General features: G+C 73.7%; 13 protein-coding genes. 4 read left to right on the top strand and 9 right to left on the bottom strand.

From position 1 onward, the window contains the following. Nucleotides 1-5 precede the first annotated feature (5 nt). Nucleotides 6-983: an NAD(P)H-quinone oxidoreductase gene (locus ABZ457_RS00680; RefSeq protein WP_359152341.1), complete on the top strand. Its 978-nt coding sequence runs from the start codon at nt 6-8 to the stop codon at nt 981-983. A gap of 111 nt (nt 984-1094) precedes the next feature. Here ABZ457_RS00680 and ABZ457_RS00675 read toward each other — a convergent pair whose 3' ends face one another. The 6 genes from ABZ457_RS00675 to ABZ457_RS00650 all read right to left on the bottom strand — a co-directional run bounded on the left by ABZ457_RS00675 (nt 1095) and on the right by ABZ457_RS00650 (nt 9112). After that, complete coding sequence (locus tag ABZ457_RS00675) at nt 1095-1634, bottom strand: bacterial proteasome activator family protein (protein WP_078521161.1); 540 nt, start codon at nt 1632-1634, stop codon at nt 1095-1097. A gap of 119 nt (nt 1635-1753) precedes the next feature. Continuing rightward, complete coding sequence (locus ABZ457_RS00670) at nt 1754-4615, bottom strand: ABC transporter permease (RefSeq protein WP_359152338.1); 2862 nt, start codon at nt 4613-4615, stop codon at nt 1754-1756. Continuing rightward, nucleotides 4612-5382 carry an ABC transporter ATP-binding protein gene (locus ABZ457_RS00665; protein ID WP_359152336.1) on the bottom strand — a complete coding sequence of 257 codons (771 nt, stop codon included), beginning with the start codon at nt 5380-5382 and terminating at the stop codon, nt 4612-4614. Before ABZ457_RS00665 ends, ABZ457_RS00670 begins: the two co-directional genes overlap by 4 nt. A 189-nt stretch (nt 5383-5571) precedes the next feature. Continuing rightward, on the bottom strand, nt 5572-6222 hold the full coding sequence (locus tag ABZ457_RS00660) for a PadR family transcriptional regulator (protein WP_359152334.1): 651 nt from the start codon (nt 6220-6222) through the stop codon (nt 5572-5574). 85 nt (nt 6223-6307) lie between these two features. Then, nucleotides 6308-7156: a hypothetical protein gene (locus tag ABZ457_RS00655; RefSeq protein ID WP_359152332.1), complete on the bottom strand. Its 849-nt coding sequence runs from the start codon at nt 7154-7156 to the stop codon at nt 6308-6310. A gap of 324 nt (nt 7157-7480) precedes the next feature. Beyond that, nucleotides 7481-9112, bottom strand: a complete 1632-nt coding sequence (locus ABZ457_RS00650) for a protein kinase (RefSeq protein WP_359152330.1) — start codon at nt 9110-9112, stop codon at nt 7481-7483. 309 nt (nt 9113-9421) lie between these two features. Here ABZ457_RS00650 and ABZ457_RS00645 point away from each other — a divergent pair, with 309 nt between their 5' ends. Beyond that, the gene (locus ABZ457_RS00645; RefSeq protein ID WP_359152328.1) at nt 9422-10972 is read left to right on the top strand and encodes a protein kinase; all 1551 of its coding nucleotides are present in this window, start codon (nt 9422-9424) and stop codon (nt 10970-10972) included. A gap of 29 nt (nt 10973-11001) precedes the next feature. On the opposite strand, the gene ABZ457_RS00640 is transcribed toward ABZ457_RS00645, so the two are convergent. From ABZ457_RS00640 to ABZ457_RS00630, 3 genes are all read right to left on the bottom strand, one after another. Next, nucleotides 11002-12027 (bottom strand): phosphotransferase, encoded by a 1026-nt coding sequence (locus ABZ457_RS00640; protein ID WP_359152676.1) that lies wholly within the window; start codon nt 12025-12027, stop codon nt 11002-11004. Between the two features lie 72 nt (nt 12028-12099). After that, on the bottom strand, nt 12100-12543 hold the full coding sequence (locus ABZ457_RS00635) for a pyridoxamine 5'-phosphate oxidase family protein (protein ID WP_359152326.1): 444 nt from the start codon (nt 12541-12543) through the stop codon (nt 12100-12102). Between the two features lie 103 nt (nt 12544-12646). Continuing rightward, a complete protein-coding gene (locus tag ABZ457_RS00630) occupies nt 12647-13321 on the bottom strand; it encodes a response regulator transcription factor (RefSeq protein ID WP_359152324.1) in 675 nt (224 codons plus the stop codon). A 332-nt stretch (nt 13322-13653) separates the two neighbouring features. Here ABZ457_RS00630 and pdhA point away from each other — a divergent pair, with 332 nt between their 5' ends. Both pdhA and ABZ457_RS00620 read left to right on the top strand, forming a co-directional pair. After that, complete coding sequence (pdhA, locus tag ABZ457_RS00625; protein WP_359152322.1) at nt 13654-14811, top strand: pyruvate dehydrogenase (acetyl-transferring) E1 component subunit alpha; 1158 nt, start codon at nt 13654-13656, stop codon at nt 14809-14811. A 3-nt stretch (nt 14812-14814) separates the two neighbouring features. Continuing rightward, nucleotides 14815-15795: an alpha-ketoacid dehydrogenase subunit beta gene (locus ABZ457_RS00620; RefSeq protein WP_359152319.1), complete on the top strand. Its 981-nt coding sequence runs from the start codon at nt 14815-14817 to the stop codon at nt 15793-15795. Nucleotides 15796-15797 lie beyond the last annotated feature (2 nt).

The following is a 15797-nucleotide window of genomic DNA, read 5'->3' as shown; positions in this document are numbered from 1 at the left end:
CCGCCATGCATGCGATCACGATTCCCGAACCGGGCGGTCCCGAGGCGCTGCTCTGGTCCGAGGCCCCCGACCCCGTCCCCGGCGAGGGCGAGGTCCTTGTGGAGGTCGCCGCCGCCGGCGTGAACCGGGCCGACCTCCTCCAGCGCCAGGGCTTCTACGATCCCCCGCCGGGCGCCTCCCCCTACCCGGGACTGGAGTGCTCGGGCCGGATCACCGCCCTGGGCCCCGGGGTGTCGGGCTGGGCGGTCGGCGACGAGGTGTGCGCCCTCCTCTCCGGCGGCGGCTACGCGGAGCGGGTCGCCGTCCCCGCCGGGCAGTTGCTCCCCGTCCCCGAGGGCGTGGACCTGGCCACCGCGGCCGCTCTGCCCGAGGTGACGGCGACGGTCTGGTCCAATGTGTTCATGGTCGCCCATCTGCGGCCGGGCGAGACCGTCCTCGTCCACGGCGGTGCGAGCGGTATCGGCACCATGGCGATCCAGCTGGCCAGGGCGGTCGGGGCCCGGGTCGCGGTCACCGCGGGCAGCCCCGGGAAGCTCGCCCGCTGCGCCGAGTTGGGCGCGGACATCCTCATCGACTACCGCGAGCAGGACTTCGTCAAGGAGATCCGCGAGGCCACCGGCGGTGCGGGCGCGGACGTCATCCTCGACATCATCGGCGCCAAGTACCTGGACCGGAATGTACGGGCGCTCGCCGTCAACGGGCGGCTCGCGGTCATCGGCCTCCAGGGCGGGGTCACGGGCGAACTCAACCTCGGCGCCCTGCTGGCGAAGCGGGCCGCCGTGACGGCCACTTCCCTGCGCGCCCGGCCGCCCGCCGAGAAGGCGGCCATCGTCGCGGCCGTCCGGGAGCACGTCTGGCCGCTGATCTCCTCCGGCCGGGTGCGTCCCGTCGTCGACCGCACCTTCCCGGTCGCGGGTGCCGCCGACGCCCACCGGGCCCTGGAGGCCGGCGACCACATCGGCAAGGTGCTGCTCCTGACCTGACCGGCCCTGGGAAACGCGAACGTCCCGGCACCCTCCAGCGAGGGGCCGGGACGTCGGACGTCGCGGTGCGGAACCAGGCCCCGGAATCAGGACCCGGACCTACAGAAGGACCTACAGATACGGGCCCGAGCGGACGGGGCCGTGCGGCGCGCCCTCCTCGTCGTGGCCCACACCGGGCGGCAGCGCACGGCGCATCTGCTCCAACTGCGCCCGGGCCGCCATCTGCTGGGCGAAGAGCGCCGTCTGGATGCCGTGGAACAGGCCCTCCAGCCAGCCCACCAACTGCGCCTGCGCGATCCGCAGTTCCGCCTCGGAGGGGATCGCCTCGTCCGTGAACGGCAGGGAGAGCCGCTCCAGCTCCTCCACCAGCTCCGGGGCGAGACCGTCCTCCAGCTCCTTGACCGAGCCGCGGTGGATCTCCTTGAGCCGCACCCGGCTCGCCTCGTCCAGAGGTGCCGCCCGCACTTCCTCCAGCAACTGCTTGATCATGCTGCCGATGCGCATGACCTTCGCCGGCTGTTCGACCATGTCCGTCACCGGGACCTCACGCGACTCGTCGTCACCGTCACCGCCGCCGAGCGCCATCCCGTCCTGCCCTACGACCAGAACGTGAGGGGATTCCTGCGACCGTTCATTCCTCGGCATCTCCATGCCGCCATTCTCTCGCACCGGGGCCTCACCACACGGTGTGCCCCCGTCGGAAGGTGATCCACCCTCCGACGGGGGCACGAATCCGCCGGTGCCGCGCTTTTCGGCGCCCGAGGGGCCGGTCAGGCCGCCTCGCGCCGGGCCAGCGCGCCCCGTGAGCGGGTGACCAGCGCGGCGAGCAGCGCGGCGCCCAGCGGGACGGCGACGAGCAGCGCGGCCAGCGTCGCCCACGGCACCACGATGGGCACGAAGGGCTCGCCCCCGTAGCTCCAGCCGCTGTCCAGGGCCTTCTGGTACCAGGCGGCGGCCTCGCGCTTCTCCGTGAGCCGCAGCCCGATCGCCGGGAGCACCCCCGCCGCCGAGCCCAGCACCACGCCCATCGCGGCGACCACCCCGCACTGGAAGCCGCTCAGGGTCCGGCGGACCCGGGGCGCGGCACCCACCGCGGCCAGCGTCTTCAGATCGGCCTCGGCGTCCGCCTGGGCCAGCCCGGTGGCGATGCCCGCGGCGCCGATGGTGACCAGGCCCGCGAAGACGGTCAGGGCCAGCAGAACGATGCTGCTGTCGCTGACATAGCCCTCCTCCACCGTGAGGCCGACCTCGGCGCCCGTCTTGTCCAGCTCGCCGTCGAGCTTCTGCCGCTGCTCGCTGCTCGGCATGGTGTCGGTGGAGAAGTACGCGCCGAAGGGTGCCGTGGCCAGGCCCGCGGACTTCGCCTGGGCGGGCGGGACGATCAGGCTGACGCCGTAGCTGTCGGTGTCGTCCGCCGCCCGGTGCGCGGCCAGCTTCTTGACCTCGCCCGGGGCCTCCTTGCCCGCCTCCTCGGCACGGTCGGCGGCCTCGATGTCGGTGATCAGCTTGATGGAGACCGTGCCGTCGGTGTCGACCGGGCGCTTGTCGAAGGCCACGGCGCGGCCCTCGGTCAGGGCCTTGGCGGCGGCGGGGTCGTCGATCTCCAGCACGTCGAGCAGCTTCTCGTCGCCGACCAGGACCCCGCCGTCGGTCATGATCCCGGGGCCCTCCTTCTCCTTGCAGCGCCAGTCCTCGGCGAGCTTGCGGCGCTCCTCCTTGGTGAAGCGCTCCGCGGGGTCCGCGTCGGGCTTGCCGGGGACCGGGACGTAGAGCGGGCACTGCTGCTTCAGCGGCACCAGGACCTCGTACCGGCCGCAGCCGTCGCCGGAGTCCCAGATCGCGCACGAGGGCTTGCCCACGGTGATCCGGTCCACGTCCGCGCGCACCTCGACGGGCAGGATGCGCTGCACCGTCTCGCGCACGCCCGGCACGTCCCGCCCGCCGGCCTCGGCGATCGACACGGAGACCGCGCCGTGCGGCAGGCTCGGCGTGTAGTCGGCCCGCGACTGGGCGTCGCTGCTCGCCGCGTACGTCGCCACGGCCACCGTGCCGGCCACGGCGGCGAGCACCGCGGCCACCGCGGGCGCCGTGCGTCCCCGGTTGCGGACCGCGTCGCGCAGGGCGAGGCGCGGCGAGAGCGGCAGGAAGCGGCCGGTGCGGCCGAAGAGGCCCACCAGCGCCGGGGTCAGTGCCACGATGCCCAGCTCGGCCAGGGCGCTGCCGCCCGCGACCACGGCGAACTGGTCGGTGACCATCGAGCCGTACAGGGCGATGGACGCGCCCAGCACCAGGGCGGCCAGACCCACCGCGGGCAGGACGCGGCTGCTGCGGCGTACGCCCCGGCGGCCGGTCAGGGAGGCCAGTACCGACTGCCGGGAGGAGGTGATCGCCGGGACGATCGCGGCCAGCAGACCGGTCACCACGGCGAGCAGCGCGATGCCCAGCAGCTCCAGCGGACGCACGTCGAAGTGGCCGAAGCGCTTGCCGAGGGCGTCCTCCAGCAGCGGCCGGAGGGCGTAGGTGAGGCCGAGGCCGAGCAGGGTGCCGACGACGGCCGCGGCGACGCCGATGACCAGTCCGCCGGCGAGGACGATGGCGCGGATGTGGCGGCGGTCGCCGCCGTTGGCGCCCACGAGCCCGAGCTGCCGGCGGGAGCGGCGCGCGCCCACGGCGAAGGCGGGACCGGCGAGGAGGCAGATCTCCAGCATCGCGAGGCCGACGACCGTGCCGGCCGCGGCGAGGGCCGCAGCCTTGGCCGCGGTGCTCTCCTCGAAGCCGCCCCAGCCCTCCTGCTGGAACAGCGGCACATCCGCCCGGGCGGGCGGGTCGAGGGCCACCGCGCGGGACTCGACCATCACGCCCTTGGCGTTGACGCCCTGCACGGCGTCCCATGAGTAGCCGCCGGGCACGGTGACGAGCAGGGTGGTGCTCTCGCCGGGGCTCTGCAGCCCGTCCTTCTCCAGCGCCTCGCCGAGGGGCTTGACCAGCGCCCCGGGGAGGGCGTTGACCTGATCGGCCTCCAGGTCGTCGGGGAGTTCGTACGCGCCGACGATCGTGTAGACGCGGTCCAGTCCGCGCGCGGTCAGCTCCGAGCCGACCCTCAGCCCGCTGGTCTCCAGGAAGTGGCTGGTCGCCGCGACCTCGCCGGAGGTCTTCGGCAGGCGTCCCTTGACGACCGGCATGATGCCGGCGGCCATCGGGTCGGCGGCCTTCAGCTCCCGCACCTCGGCCTGCATCAGACCGTGCGCGGTGCGCAGCCGGGCGGAGGCGACGGTGTCCGTCAGCGTCCGCGCCCCGTCCGGGAGCACCGTGGTGAGGTCGGTGGAGCCCTCCGGGTAGGGCTTGTCGTCGTAGTTCTCGGCGGTGGTGTAGTTCTCCGCGTCGGGCGACTGGAGGATCGCTGCACCGCCCACGCCGGGGTCGCTCAGCCGTCCGTCGGCCGTGCCGAGCTTCCGCGAGACGCTCTGCTCGGGGGAGAGTTCGGCGCTGCGCAGAGTCAGATCGGCGGCGCTCACACCCAGGATGGGCAGCGCGATCATCGCGAGGACCAGGAAGCTGCGGCCCTTCGAACGCCAGGCGTCGCGGCGGGCGATCCGGACCGCGGCGCGCCAGGAGTGGTACCAGGTCCTCACAGCTCGGCCGCCTGGCCCGACAGGAGCGAGTCGGCCTCGCTGCGGACGGTCTGGTCCACGACCGCGCCGTCGCGCAGGAACACGACCCGGTCCGCCCAGGCGGCGAACCGCGGTTCGTGGGTGACGAGGACGCCGGCGGCGCCCGCGTCGCACCGGGCCCGCAGCAGGGCGAGCACGGACTCACCGGTCTCGGAGTCCAGGGCGCCGGTCGGTTCGTCGGCGAGGACGAGCCGGCGGTCGCCGACGAGCGCCCGGGCGATGGCGACGCGCTGCTGCTGGCCGCCGGACATCTCGTCGGGGAACCGCTCGGCGAGGTGGCCGAGGTCCATCTCCGTGAGGGCGGCCAGCGCCTCGGCGCGCGCCTTGCGCGCGGAGACGCCGTCCAGTTCGCGGGGCAGGGCGACGTTCTCGGCGGCGGTCAGCGCGGGGATCAGGTTGTAGTCCTGGAAGACATAGCCGATGCTGCGGCGGCGCAGGGCGGCGAGGGTCTTGCGGTCGGCCGTGGTGATGTCGGTGCCCTCGACGATCACCCGTCCCGAGGTGGGCATGTCGAGACCGCCCGCCATGGTGAGCAGCGTCGACTTGCCGGAGCCCGACGGGCCCATGACGGCGACGAGTTCGCCCGGGTAGACGTCGAGGTCGATCCCGCGCAGGGCGTGCACCTCGGTGGCGCCGCTGCCGTGCACACGGGCCAGTTGCTGGAGTTGCAGCACGGGCTGCTGTGACTTCTGGGACTGCTGTGGCTGTGGTGACGGGTGTTGCGACATGGGTGGGTTCCCCCCTTGGGCGGTGCACGCACACGAGCGGGTGCGCGCGAGTTCTGGGTGTGGCGGACCGGTCCCCCGGGCCGTCGACGGGACGACGGGCGGTGGCGGGAACCGGAGCGCGGGGGCGCCTGCGGCGCCGGGAGCGACACCCCGTGCGGGGTGGTGTCGCGCGGAAGTCGGGTCCGGTCGCTAGCCGGGGCGGCGCACGGGGTGGCCCCCGACGGCCGGGGCGGCGGGCTCACCGGCGGGCGACGCCCCGGGGTGCTCCGCCGCGGCCCGCTCGTCCCGCGCCGTGGCGGCGGAGAGCCGGATGAGCCGCATCTCGCAGTGGTCGAGCCAGCGGGCCTCCGCCTCGGTCTGGAAGATGAGCTGCTCCAGCACGAGCAGCCAGGCCACGTCGTCCCGCTCGGCGCTGCCGCCGCTCTCGATCGCGGCCAGGGCCTGGGCCTTGAGGCGGGTGCAGTCCTGCATCGCCTTCACCGTGTGGCGGCGCTGGGACTGGATGACGGCGCGGATGTCGACGCCCGGGGTGCCGACGGCCATCGCCAGCTTGATGGCGAGTTCGTCCCGGGGCGGGTTGGTGCGGTCGACGGGGGTCGCGAACCAGTCGCGCAGCTCCGCCCGGCCGCGGTCGGTGATGACGTACAGCGCGTGCCCCGCCTCGTCCGCACCGTCCTGGGCGACCATGCCGTCCCGTTCGAGGCGGTTCAGGGTCGTGTAGACCTGGCCGACGTTGAGCGGCCAGGTCGCACCGGTGCGGGACTCGAAGTCGGAGCGGAGCTGGGAGCCGTAGCGCGCACCGGTTTCGAGGAGGGCGAGGAGCCCGTGACGGATGGACATACTCAGTATGTATACCGGGTATGCCGAGGCGCTCCAACCGCCTCCGGACGGATGTGCCGGGTCCCTCCTGAGGAGGACGTGCCGCTCAGCGGCGACGGAGCCGGATACCGAGGAAGCCCACCCCGAGCCCCATCAGGGCCAGCCCGACGCCGAGGGAGGCCGGGGAGATCTGCCGGGCGACGGGCGCGGGCAGGGCGGGTGATCCCTGGTCATGGGCCGCCGCGTCGGCGGAGGGCCGGTCCCCCGTGAACGGCTCGCTCTCGGCCGAGGGGGTGCCGTCGTCCTCACGTGTCCCGTCCCCCTCGGGGGTGACGCCGTCGCCGGACCCGACCTCGGCGTCGTCCGGTGTACGGGGGGCGGCGGGCGGCTCGGCGGCGGGCCGGGAGGCGGTGGGGGGCGGGGGCGCCGACGGGGTGGCGGAGTCCTCGGCGTCCTGGGTGGCGCTGCCGGACGACGCGGGGGGCCGCCAGCCGGGCCGGGGGCGGCCCTCACCGGCCTGCCGCCCGGCCAGGGAGGGCGTCGGGGAGGGACTGGTCAGTGCCCAGGGCAGTACCTCGGGGCGTCCGGCGTCCGGCCGCTGCTCGCGCGGTGCGTCGGGGCGGGCGGCGGGCGGCCGGTGGCCGGGGGCCTGCGGGGCGCCGGGGCGGGCGGTGGTCCCGGCGCCGGGAGGCACGGGCCGGTCGTCGTGCCGGACGTCCGCAGCGCCGGGGGACCGGCCGGGCCCGGGGTCGGCGGGGCCCGGTGAGCGGTCGGCGTGCGCCACGCGGGTGCCCCGGTCGCCGGGCGCGCCCTGCGGAACGGGGGCGGTGGTGGGCGCGGCCTGCGCGCCGCGTGCGAGGGGGCCGGCGTGCGCGGTCGGCGCGAGGGGCGCGGCCAGCGCCAGGAGGAGCGAAGCCGCGGTGAGCGCGCACCGCGCATGGAGCTCTGGAGTCACCGCGGGACCCCTCCCGTGCCGAGACGCCGAGGAACGGACTCAGCGTCACACGGCGGGGGAGGTTCGGCATCCCGGCCGCAGCCGGGGCGCGCAGGGGGCGGACGGGGCCCGCGTGGCACGGCCGCGCGCCCGGGGGCCGGGCCTGCGATGCCGAGGCCGGGCCCGCCCGGGCCGGGTGGCGCGGCCCCGGGCGGGACGGAGCCCACGAGGCGAGCGGCGCGAGCCCACGAGGCCGGAAGCCGGGCGACGCGCCCCGGTCGCCGGGCGGCGGGAGCCCATGAAGCCGGAGCCCCCCGGGTCCCCCGGGCGGCCCGGCGCGCGGTGTCAGCCCGCGCGGCCCGTGGAGATGCTCAGCTCGAACTCCTGGTTGCCGGGCACCACGGCGGTCCCCTGCGTCGGGAACTGCTTCATCACGGTGTCCTGCGCGTACGCGGGCTCGTTCACCTCGGTGACCTTCCACGTCCAGCCGGCCGCGCGCAGGCACTCCTTCACCGAGAGGACGTCCTTGTAGCGCAGGTCGGGCGCCTGGACCTTGGCCGGGTCGACGCCGTCCTCGGTCGCCTCGCTGCACTTGTCGTCGTCGATGGTCCGGTTGCGCTCGGGCGGACGGAAGCCGGTGCCCGGGTCCTGGGACTCGCCCGAGGTCGAACCGCCGCTGCCGCCGCTGCCCGCCTCCTCGCCCTTGTCCCCGCCGTTCAGCGCGATGGCGGTGATCAGACCGCCCACGGCCAGCAGGGCCACCACGATCGCGCCCACGACGACCGGCATGTTCCGCTTGCCGCCGCCGGAGCCGCCGGCCGGGGCGCTCTGCGGGGCGATCGTGTACGGGGACGGCGCCGGCGCCATCTGCCCCGGGGTCTGGTAGCCGGGGGCGGGCGTCGGATAGCCGTAGTGCGGGGTGGGCGCCGGGGTGGCGGGGCCCGGGCCGTACGGCGTGTGCGGGTGGGGCTGGTACGGCGTCTGCACGCTCTGCGGCGCGGGGGCGGACTGGTCCAGCGGCGGGAAGACGGCCGAGCCGACGCCCGAACCGCTGTTCGCCGGGGCCGCCCCGCCGATGATCGCGGGAGCGCCCGTCTGGCCCGCGCCGGCGACCCGGGCGCACTCGTCGCGCATCGCGGCGGCGCTCGGGAACCGCTCGTTCGGGTTCTTCTTCAGCGCGCGGGCGACGAGGGCGTCCAGGGCCGGCGGGATGGAGCGGTTGATGGAGGACGGCGCGACGGGCTCCTCCTGCACATGCGCGTACGCGATGGCGAGGGGGGAGTCGGCGTCGAAGGGGAGCCGGCCGGTCAGCAGCTGGAAGAGCATGATGCCGACCGAGTAGAGGTCGGAACGGGCGTCCACGCCGCGGCCGAGGGCCTGCTCGGGGGAGAGGTACTGGGGGGTGCCGACGACCATGCCGGTCTGCGTCATGGAAGTGACGCCCGACTGCATGGCGCGGGCGATGCCGAAGTCCATGACCTTGACCACGCCGCGCTTGGTCATCATCACGTTGCCCGGCTTGATGTCGCGGTGGACCAGGCCCATCTCGTGGCTGGTCTCCAGCGCGGCCAGCACGTCCGCGGTGACCTTGAGGGCCTTGTCCGCGGGCATCGCGCCGTAATGCCGGATGTCCTCGGCGAGCACCGAGCCGAGGGGGCGGCCCTCCACGTACTCCATGACGATGTACGGCATCAGGGCGCCGTCGAGCTCGTCCTCGCCGGTGTCGAAGACGGAGACGATGTTGGTGTGCGACAGCTTGGCGACGGCCTGGGCCTCGCGGCGGAACCGCTCGCGGAAGGACTGCTCCCGCCCGAGCTCCGTGTGCAGGGTCTTGATGGCCACCTGGCGGTCCAGGGCGCTGTCGTACGCCAGGTAGACGGAGGCCATGCCGCCCTCGCCGAGCAGGTCGCGAAGCTGGTACCGGCCGCCCGCCACGGAACCGCCCGCGTAGCGGCCCTGTGCGCCGTCCTGGCTCATCTGTGCTTCCCCCTGTGCGCGCGGACCGACCGCGGCCGCTCTCGGATTTACGGGCCAAGTCTGCCCGAGGGCACCGACACGTCAAGCCGGGTGCCCGTTCCGTGACCGTACGCACAACAAGAGTCCCGGAAGCGTTACACGAACAGCATGGAATTTGCGTGAGGCGTGGGACCGGGGGTTTGATGGCCGGTCTCCTTCGAGACCGGCATGCCCCGTGAAGGCTGTAGCGTGACGTGCACAGCACCGGAGGACATGGTTCACCCCGCAACGCTCAGCGACGTGCGCGGACAGATACGACGGCGAGGACTGATGGCACCCGAACCCGAAGCAGGCGGCGGCGTGCCGGAGTCGTCCGACGCCTGGGGCATCGGCGGTCTGGTCGGCGACGGCCGCTACCGGATGACGCACCGTCTCGGACGCGGCGGCATGGCCGAGGTGTTCGCGGCCGAGGACGTGCGGCTCGGCCGGACCGTCGCCGTCAAGCTGCTGCGCGCGGACCTCGCCGAGGACCCGGTCTCCAAGGCCCGCTTCACGCGCGAGGCGCAGTCGGTCGCCGGCCTCAACCACCATGCGGTGGTGGCGGTCTACGACTCCGGCGAGGACGTCGTCGGCAGCCAGACCGTGCCCTACATCGTGATGGAGCTGGTCGAGGGGCGCACCATCCGCGACCTCCTCGTCAACGCCGAAGCCCCGCCGCCCGAGCAGGCGTTGCTCATCGTCTCCGGTGTCCTGGAGGCGCTCGCCTACTCGCACCAGCACGGCATCGTGCACCGGGACATCAAGCCCGCGAACGTCATCATCACCAACTCCGGTGCGGTGAAGGTGATGGACTTCGGCATCGCCCGCGCGCTGCACGGCGCGCAGTCGACGATGACGCAGACCGGCATGGTCATGGGCACCCCGCAGTACCTCTCCCCCGAGCAGGCGCTGGGCAAGGCCGTCGACCACCGTTCCGATCTGTACGCGACGGGCTGCCTCCTCTACGAACTCCTCGCCCTGCGGCCCCCGTTCACGGGCGAGACGCCGCTGTCGGTGGTGTACCAGCACGTCCAGGACATCCCCGTGCCGCCCTCCGAGGTGCACTCCGGTGTGCCGCCGGAGCTGGACGGACTGGTGATGCGCTCCCTGGCGAAGGACCCGGACGACCGGTTCCAGAGCGCCGAGGAGATGCGCGGGCTGGTCCAGTACGCGCTCCAGATGCTCCAGCAGCAGGGCGGCCACGGCGGCGCCTGGAACACCGGCCCGGTGGACGTCTACGACGGCCCGGCGGCGACGCGGAACATGACCGGGGCCACCGCGGTGCACCCGGTGCACGGCGAGACCTCGCAGGGCCCGATCCTGCCCCCGTCCAACCCGGACGACGGCGGCTACGACGGCTCCCCGCGCGGCGGCCGGGGCAAGGTCTGGCTGATGGCCGCGCTCGCGGTGATCGCGGTCGTGGCGGGCATCGCCTTCGCGCTCAACGCGACCAAGGGCGACGACACCAGCCCGCAGGACGGCAAGACGACCTCCGAGTCGCCCGCGGCGCCCGAGGAGTCGCCGTCCCCGACGGAGGAGGAGCCGGAGCCGAGCGAGGAGCCGGACACCTCCTCGGGCGGCAACCAGCAGCCGTCGTGGACGCCGTCCCAGGTGCCGTCCTTCACACCGAGCACGCCTCCGACGCCGAGCGAGGAGCCGACACCGTCCGACCCGGTGGAGCCCTCGGACGACCCGACCGCCTCGGAGCCGCCGGAGCCCTCCGACCCGCCCACCGAGACGGGCGGGGTGACCGGCGACGTCTCGGGCGGCGCCGCCAACGCCGGGACGAGCGCGGGCGCGGGCGGCGGTGACGGCGGTACGACCGCCGGCGACACCGAGTGACCGGCCGGGCCACGGCCGGCTGACCGCGCTCAGTCGGTGAACGCGTCGCGGACCGCCGCGTACTCACGCGTCCACCAGACCACCAGGGCCGACACCGCGGGGAACTGCGGGTCGGCCCTTCGGTCGTGGAGCTCGTAGCGCCACCGCAGTATCCAGAAGTCGTTGAGGCGTTCCCACCACACCCGGTGCACGGCCGCCGCCAGCTCCGCCGCGTCCGCGCCCGCCGCCCGCCGGTAGGCCCGGGCGTAGGCGCGCACCTTCGGCAGGTCCAGACGCCCGGCCGGCTGGACGAAGAAGATCGCCGCCGCCCGGACCGCCTCCTCGGCCCGCGGCTGCACGCCGAGCCGGTCCCAGTCCACGATCGCGGCCGGTTCGGTGCCCCGGTAGAGGAGGTTCAGGGGGTGGAAGTCCCCGTGCACCCAGCAGCCCGCCCGGCCCGGCGGCGGCCGCCGGGCGGCGTGCCGCTCCAGCAGGGCGCGCCGTTGCAGCAGCCGGTGCTCGGCGAGGGTGTCGAAGGAGTCGCGGGGGCGGCTGCCGCGGGCGAGGCGCAGCAGGTCCTCGATGAGGGCGAAGGTGTCCTCGGGGTCGGCGCTGGTGTGGGTGCCGGGGCTGTCGGCCGCCGGGTCCATCACCTCGGCGAGGCGGGTGTGCACCGCGCCGAGCAGGGCGCCGAGGCGGCGGGACTGCGCGGTGGTGAGCTGGGCGCCGTCGCGGTGCCGGCCGTCGATCCAGGGGTGCAGGGCGTAGCAGTCGCCGCCGACGACCGCGACGGTGGAACCGGTCCGGTCCGCGACCGGCGGGGCGACGGGGACGCCGACCTCCTGGAGCCGGCGGGTCGCCCGGTGCTGGCGGGTGATGGCCGGCCGGTCGCCGTCGAGGTGGTGCTTGAGGAACCAGGTGCCGCGGGTGGTGGCGAGGCGGTAGCCGCGGTTGAGCAGTCCCAGGGTCACGGTGCGCACCGAGAGCGGTTCGCCGATGTGCGGATAGCGGCGCAGCAGCCGGTCGACGGGCGGAGTGGCGGCCGTGGCGACGGCGGCGGGAGGGGGCGCGGGCACGTCGTCGGGCGGGGCGCAGGGCGCGGGCAGAGCAGGGGCAACAGATGAGCGCGGCACCTGTCATATGTTAGATCACTCGGAGTGGTGGTCCGGCTGCTCTGCGGAGCACTCCATCGTGTGGACGGTCACCACCTGCGGTTCGACGCGCAGGTAGACGGGGGCGAACTCCTGTCCGTCGACGCGGTACGGCCCGGCGCCGAACCGCGCCAGCTCCTCCCCGGTCGGTTCCGCGATCCGCGCCGTGCCGGTGAGCTGGACCGACCACAGGCCGGTCCGTCCCCCGCGGTCCGCGTCCGCCCCGTCCGCCGCTTCCAGGTTGTCCGCGCCGTAGGTGACCACGCTGCCGTGACAGGCGCGGTGGTACCCGGCGCCGCCGTGCATCCGGAGCAGCACCGCGCCGCCGGCCACGATGTGCCGGGCGGGTGCCAGGAAGGGCATCGCCCGCAGGGTGGTGGCCAGCCGTCCGTACCGGACACGGGTGAGCAGCTCGACGGCACGGCGTTCCTCGGTGGACATGGCTCCACTCTCCGTGACCGGCCCGCCGCCCGGAAGGGGCGCCGGACCCGTTCCCGGAGGGGGCGAAAGTCCCGTCGCGGCCGCTCCCGGTCACCCTCCGTGGTCAGGCGTCGGTGCGGTGGCCGCGCTCGGCGTCCAGCCGGGCCACATAGGCGGCGGCCTGGGAGCGCCGCTCCATGCCCAGCTTGGCGAGCAGGCTGGAGACATAGTTCTTGATCGTCTTCTCGGCGAGATGGAGCCGTTCGCCGATCGCGCGGTTGGTCAGCCCCTCTCCGATCAGGTCCAGGATGCGCCGCTCCTGCTCGGTGAGGCCGGCGAGCCGCTCCTCGCCGCGCGGCTTCGCGCCGTCGCGCAGGCGCTCCAGGACCCGGGCGGTGGCCACCGGGTCGAGCAGGGACCTGCCGGCGGCCACGTTCCGCACCGCGTTCAGCAGCTCCTGGCCGCGGATCGCCTTGAGGGCATAGCCGGAGGCGCCGGCCATGATCGCGTCGAAAAGGGCTTCGTCGTCAGCGAACGAGGTGAGCATCAGGCACTTCACGGACTCGTCCCGGGAACGGATTTCGCGGCACACCTCGACGCCGCTGCCGTCGGGCAGGCGGACATCCAGAATCGCCACATCAGGTGCCGTTGCCGGGATTCTGACCAGGGCTTCTTCCGCGGTTCCCGCCTCGCCGACCACCTCGATGCCGGGCTCCGAGGAGAGCAGTTCATGGACGCCGCGCCGTACGACCTCGTGATCGTCCAGCAGAAATACCGTGATTTTTCCTTCTTCGCGCACGCGGGAAGTCAAACACATCGACTCTTCCCGTGCCCGGGGTGCGCGGGATACCGTGCCCCCTGTTCCGGCCGTCCGCAGGGCCCTGACCAGTGGTTGTTTCCCCTTTTCCTCGATTTACTTGGAAATCCAAGCAAAAACGCAGGTCAAATGGGGTTTCGCAGTAATGCTCCCCACTGGGTAACGTGCCTATGACAGGGCGTTCGCCGGGGCACCTGTCACGCCTGGTTTCCGGCCGGCCGCGCACACCCCCGTGCGGCGGGCCCGGGCACCGGGCGAGCCGCACTGGCTCACCGGCGGACCCCGGGGGCCGGACCGACGGAGGAGCACGCAACGTGACCGTGGAGAGCACTGCCGCGCGCAAACCGCGACGCAGCACCAAGCGCGTGAGCGCCGCGAAGAAGCCGCAGAGTGCCGAGCCCCAGCTCGTGCAGCTGCTGACGCCCGAGGGCGTACGCGTCGAGCACCCGGACTACGGCATCGACCTGAGCGCGGAGGAACTGCGCGGCCTGTACCGCGACATGGTCCTCACCCGCCGCTTCGACGGCGAGGCCACGGCCCTCCAGCGCCAGGGCGAACTGGGCCTGTGGGCCTCCCTGCTCGGCCAGGAGGCCGCCCAGATCGGCTCCGGCCGCGCGCTGCGTGACGACGACTACGTCTTCCCCACCTACCGCGAGCACGGCGTCGCCTGGTGCCGCGGGGTGAACCCCACCAATCTGCTCGGCATGTTCCGCGGTGTGAACCACGGCGGCTGGGACCCGAGCAGCAACAACTTCCACCTCTACACGATCGTCATCGGCTCGCAGACCCTGCACGCCACCGGCTACGCGATGGGCGTGGCCAAGGACGGCGCGGACTCGGCCGTGATCGCGTACTTCGGCGACGGCGCGTCCAGCCAGGGCGACGTGGCGGAGTCCTTCACCTTCTCCGCGGTCTACAACGCGCCCGTGGTCTTCTTCTGCCAGAACAACCAGTGGGCGATCTCCGAGCCGACCGAGAAGCAGACCCGGGTGCCGCTCTACCAGCGCGCCCAGGGCTTCGGCTTCCCCGGCGTCCGCGTCGACGGCAACGACGTCCTCGCCTGCCTGGCCGTGACCCGGTCCGCGCTGGAGCGGGCGCGCAACGGCGAGGGCCCGACCCTGATCGAGGCGTTCACCTACCGCATGGGCGCCCACACCACCTCCGACGACCCGACGAAGTACCGCCACGACGACGAGCGCCAGGCGTGGGAGGCCAAGGACCCGATCCTGCGCCTGCGCACGTACCTGGAGAACGACGTCCTCGGCAAGGACGAGGCCGCCGCCTTCTTCGCCGCCCTGGAGGAGGAGAGCGACGCGCTCGCCAAGCGGGTCCGTGAGGCCGTGCGGGCCATGCCCGACCCGGACGACCTGTCGATGTTCGACCACGTCTACGCCGACGGTCATGCGCTGGTCGACGAGGAGCGCGCACAGTTCGCCGCGTACCAGGCGTCGTTCGCCGAGGAGGGCAAGTAAGCCATGGCAGTTCAGAAGCTTCCTCTCGCGAAGGCGCTCAACGAGTCGCTGCGCAAGGCCCTGGAGACCGACCCCAAGGTCCTGATCATGGGTGAGGACGTCGGCAAGCTCGGCGGCGTCTTCCGGATCACCGACGGGCTCCAGAAGGACTTCGGCGAGGACCGGGTGATCGACACCCCGCTCGCCGAGTCCGGCATCGTCGGCACCGCGATCGGCCTGGCCCTGCGCGGCTACCGGCCCGTCGTGGAGATCCAGTTCGACGGCTTCGTCTTCCCCGCGTACGACCAGATCGTCACCCAGCTCGCCAAGATGCACGCCCGCGCGCTCGGCAAGATCAAGCTGCCCGTCGTGGTCCGGATCCCCTACGGCGGCGGCATCGGCGCGGTCGAGCACCACTCGGAGTCCCCCGAGGCGCTCTTCGCGCATGTGGCGGGCCTCAAGGTGGTCTCCCCCTCGAACGCCTCGGACGCCTACTGGATGCTCCAGCAGGCCATCCAGAGCGACGACCCGGTGATCTTCTTCGAGCCCAAGCGGCGCTACTGGGACAAGGGCGAGGTCGACACCGAGGCCATCCCCGACCCGCTGCACTCCGCCCGGGTGGCCCGCGAGGGCACCGATCTGACCCTGGCCGCCTACGGGCCGATGGTGAAGGTCTGCCTGGAGGCCGCGGCGGCCGCCGCGGAGGAGGGCAAGTCGCTGGAGGTCGTCGACCTGCGCTCGATGTCCCCGATCGACTTCGACACCGTCCAGGCGTCGGTGGAGCGGACCGGCCGGCTGGTCGTCGTCCACGAGGCCCCGGTCTTCTACGGCTCGGGCGCGGAGATCGCCGCCCGGATCACCGAGCGGTGCTTCTACCACCTGGAGGCCCCGGTGCTGCGGGTGGGCGGCTACCACGCCCCGTACCCGCCGGCGCGGGTCGAGGAGGAGTACCTCCCCGGTCTCGACCGGGTGCTGGACGCCGTCGACCGCTCGCTCGCGTACTGAGG

The sequence above is a fragment of the Streptomyces sp. NPDC005805 genome (assembly GCF_040630445.1).
Taxonomy (GTDB): domain Bacteria; phylum Actinomycetota; class Actinomycetes; order Streptomycetales; family Streptomycetaceae; genus Streptomyces.
This window is presented reverse-complemented; position numbering and strand designations above follow the sequence as displayed.

Bases quoted from the DNA above. Each gene is read 5' to 3' on its own strand.
- ABZ457_RS00645 (WP_359152328.1), top strand. From the start codon at position 9,422: ATGGCACCCGAACCCGAAGCAGGCGGCGGCGTGCCGGAGTCGTCCGAC.
- ABZ457_RS00660 (WP_359152334.1), bottom strand. From the start codon at position 6,222: ATGTCCATCCGTCACGGGCTCCTCGCCCTCCTCGAAACCGGTGCGCGC.
- ABZ457_RS00620 (WP_359152319.1), top strand. From the start codon at position 14,815: ATGGCAGTTCAGAAGCTTCCTCTCGCGAAGGCGCTCAACGAGTCGCTG.
- ABZ457_RS00650 (WP_359152330.1), bottom strand. From the start codon at position 9,112: ATGAGCCAGGACGGCGCACAGGGCCGCTACGCGGGCGGTTCCGTGGCG.
- ABZ457_RS00665 (WP_359152336.1), bottom strand. From the start codon at position 5,382: ATGTCGCAACACCCGTCACCACAGCCACAGCAGTCCCAGAAGTCACAG.
- ABZ457_RS00675 (WP_078521161.1), bottom strand. From the start codon at position 1,634: ATGGAGATGCCGAGGAATGAACGGTCGCAGGAATCCCCTCACGTTCTG.
- ABZ457_RS00680 (WP_359152341.1), top strand. From the start codon at position 6: ATGCATGCGATCACGATTCCCGAACCGGGCGGTCCCGAGGCGCTGCTC.
- ABZ457_RS00635 (WP_359152326.1), bottom strand. From the start codon at position 12,543: ATGTCCACCGAGGAACGCCGTGCCGTCGAGCTGCTCACCCGTGTCCGG.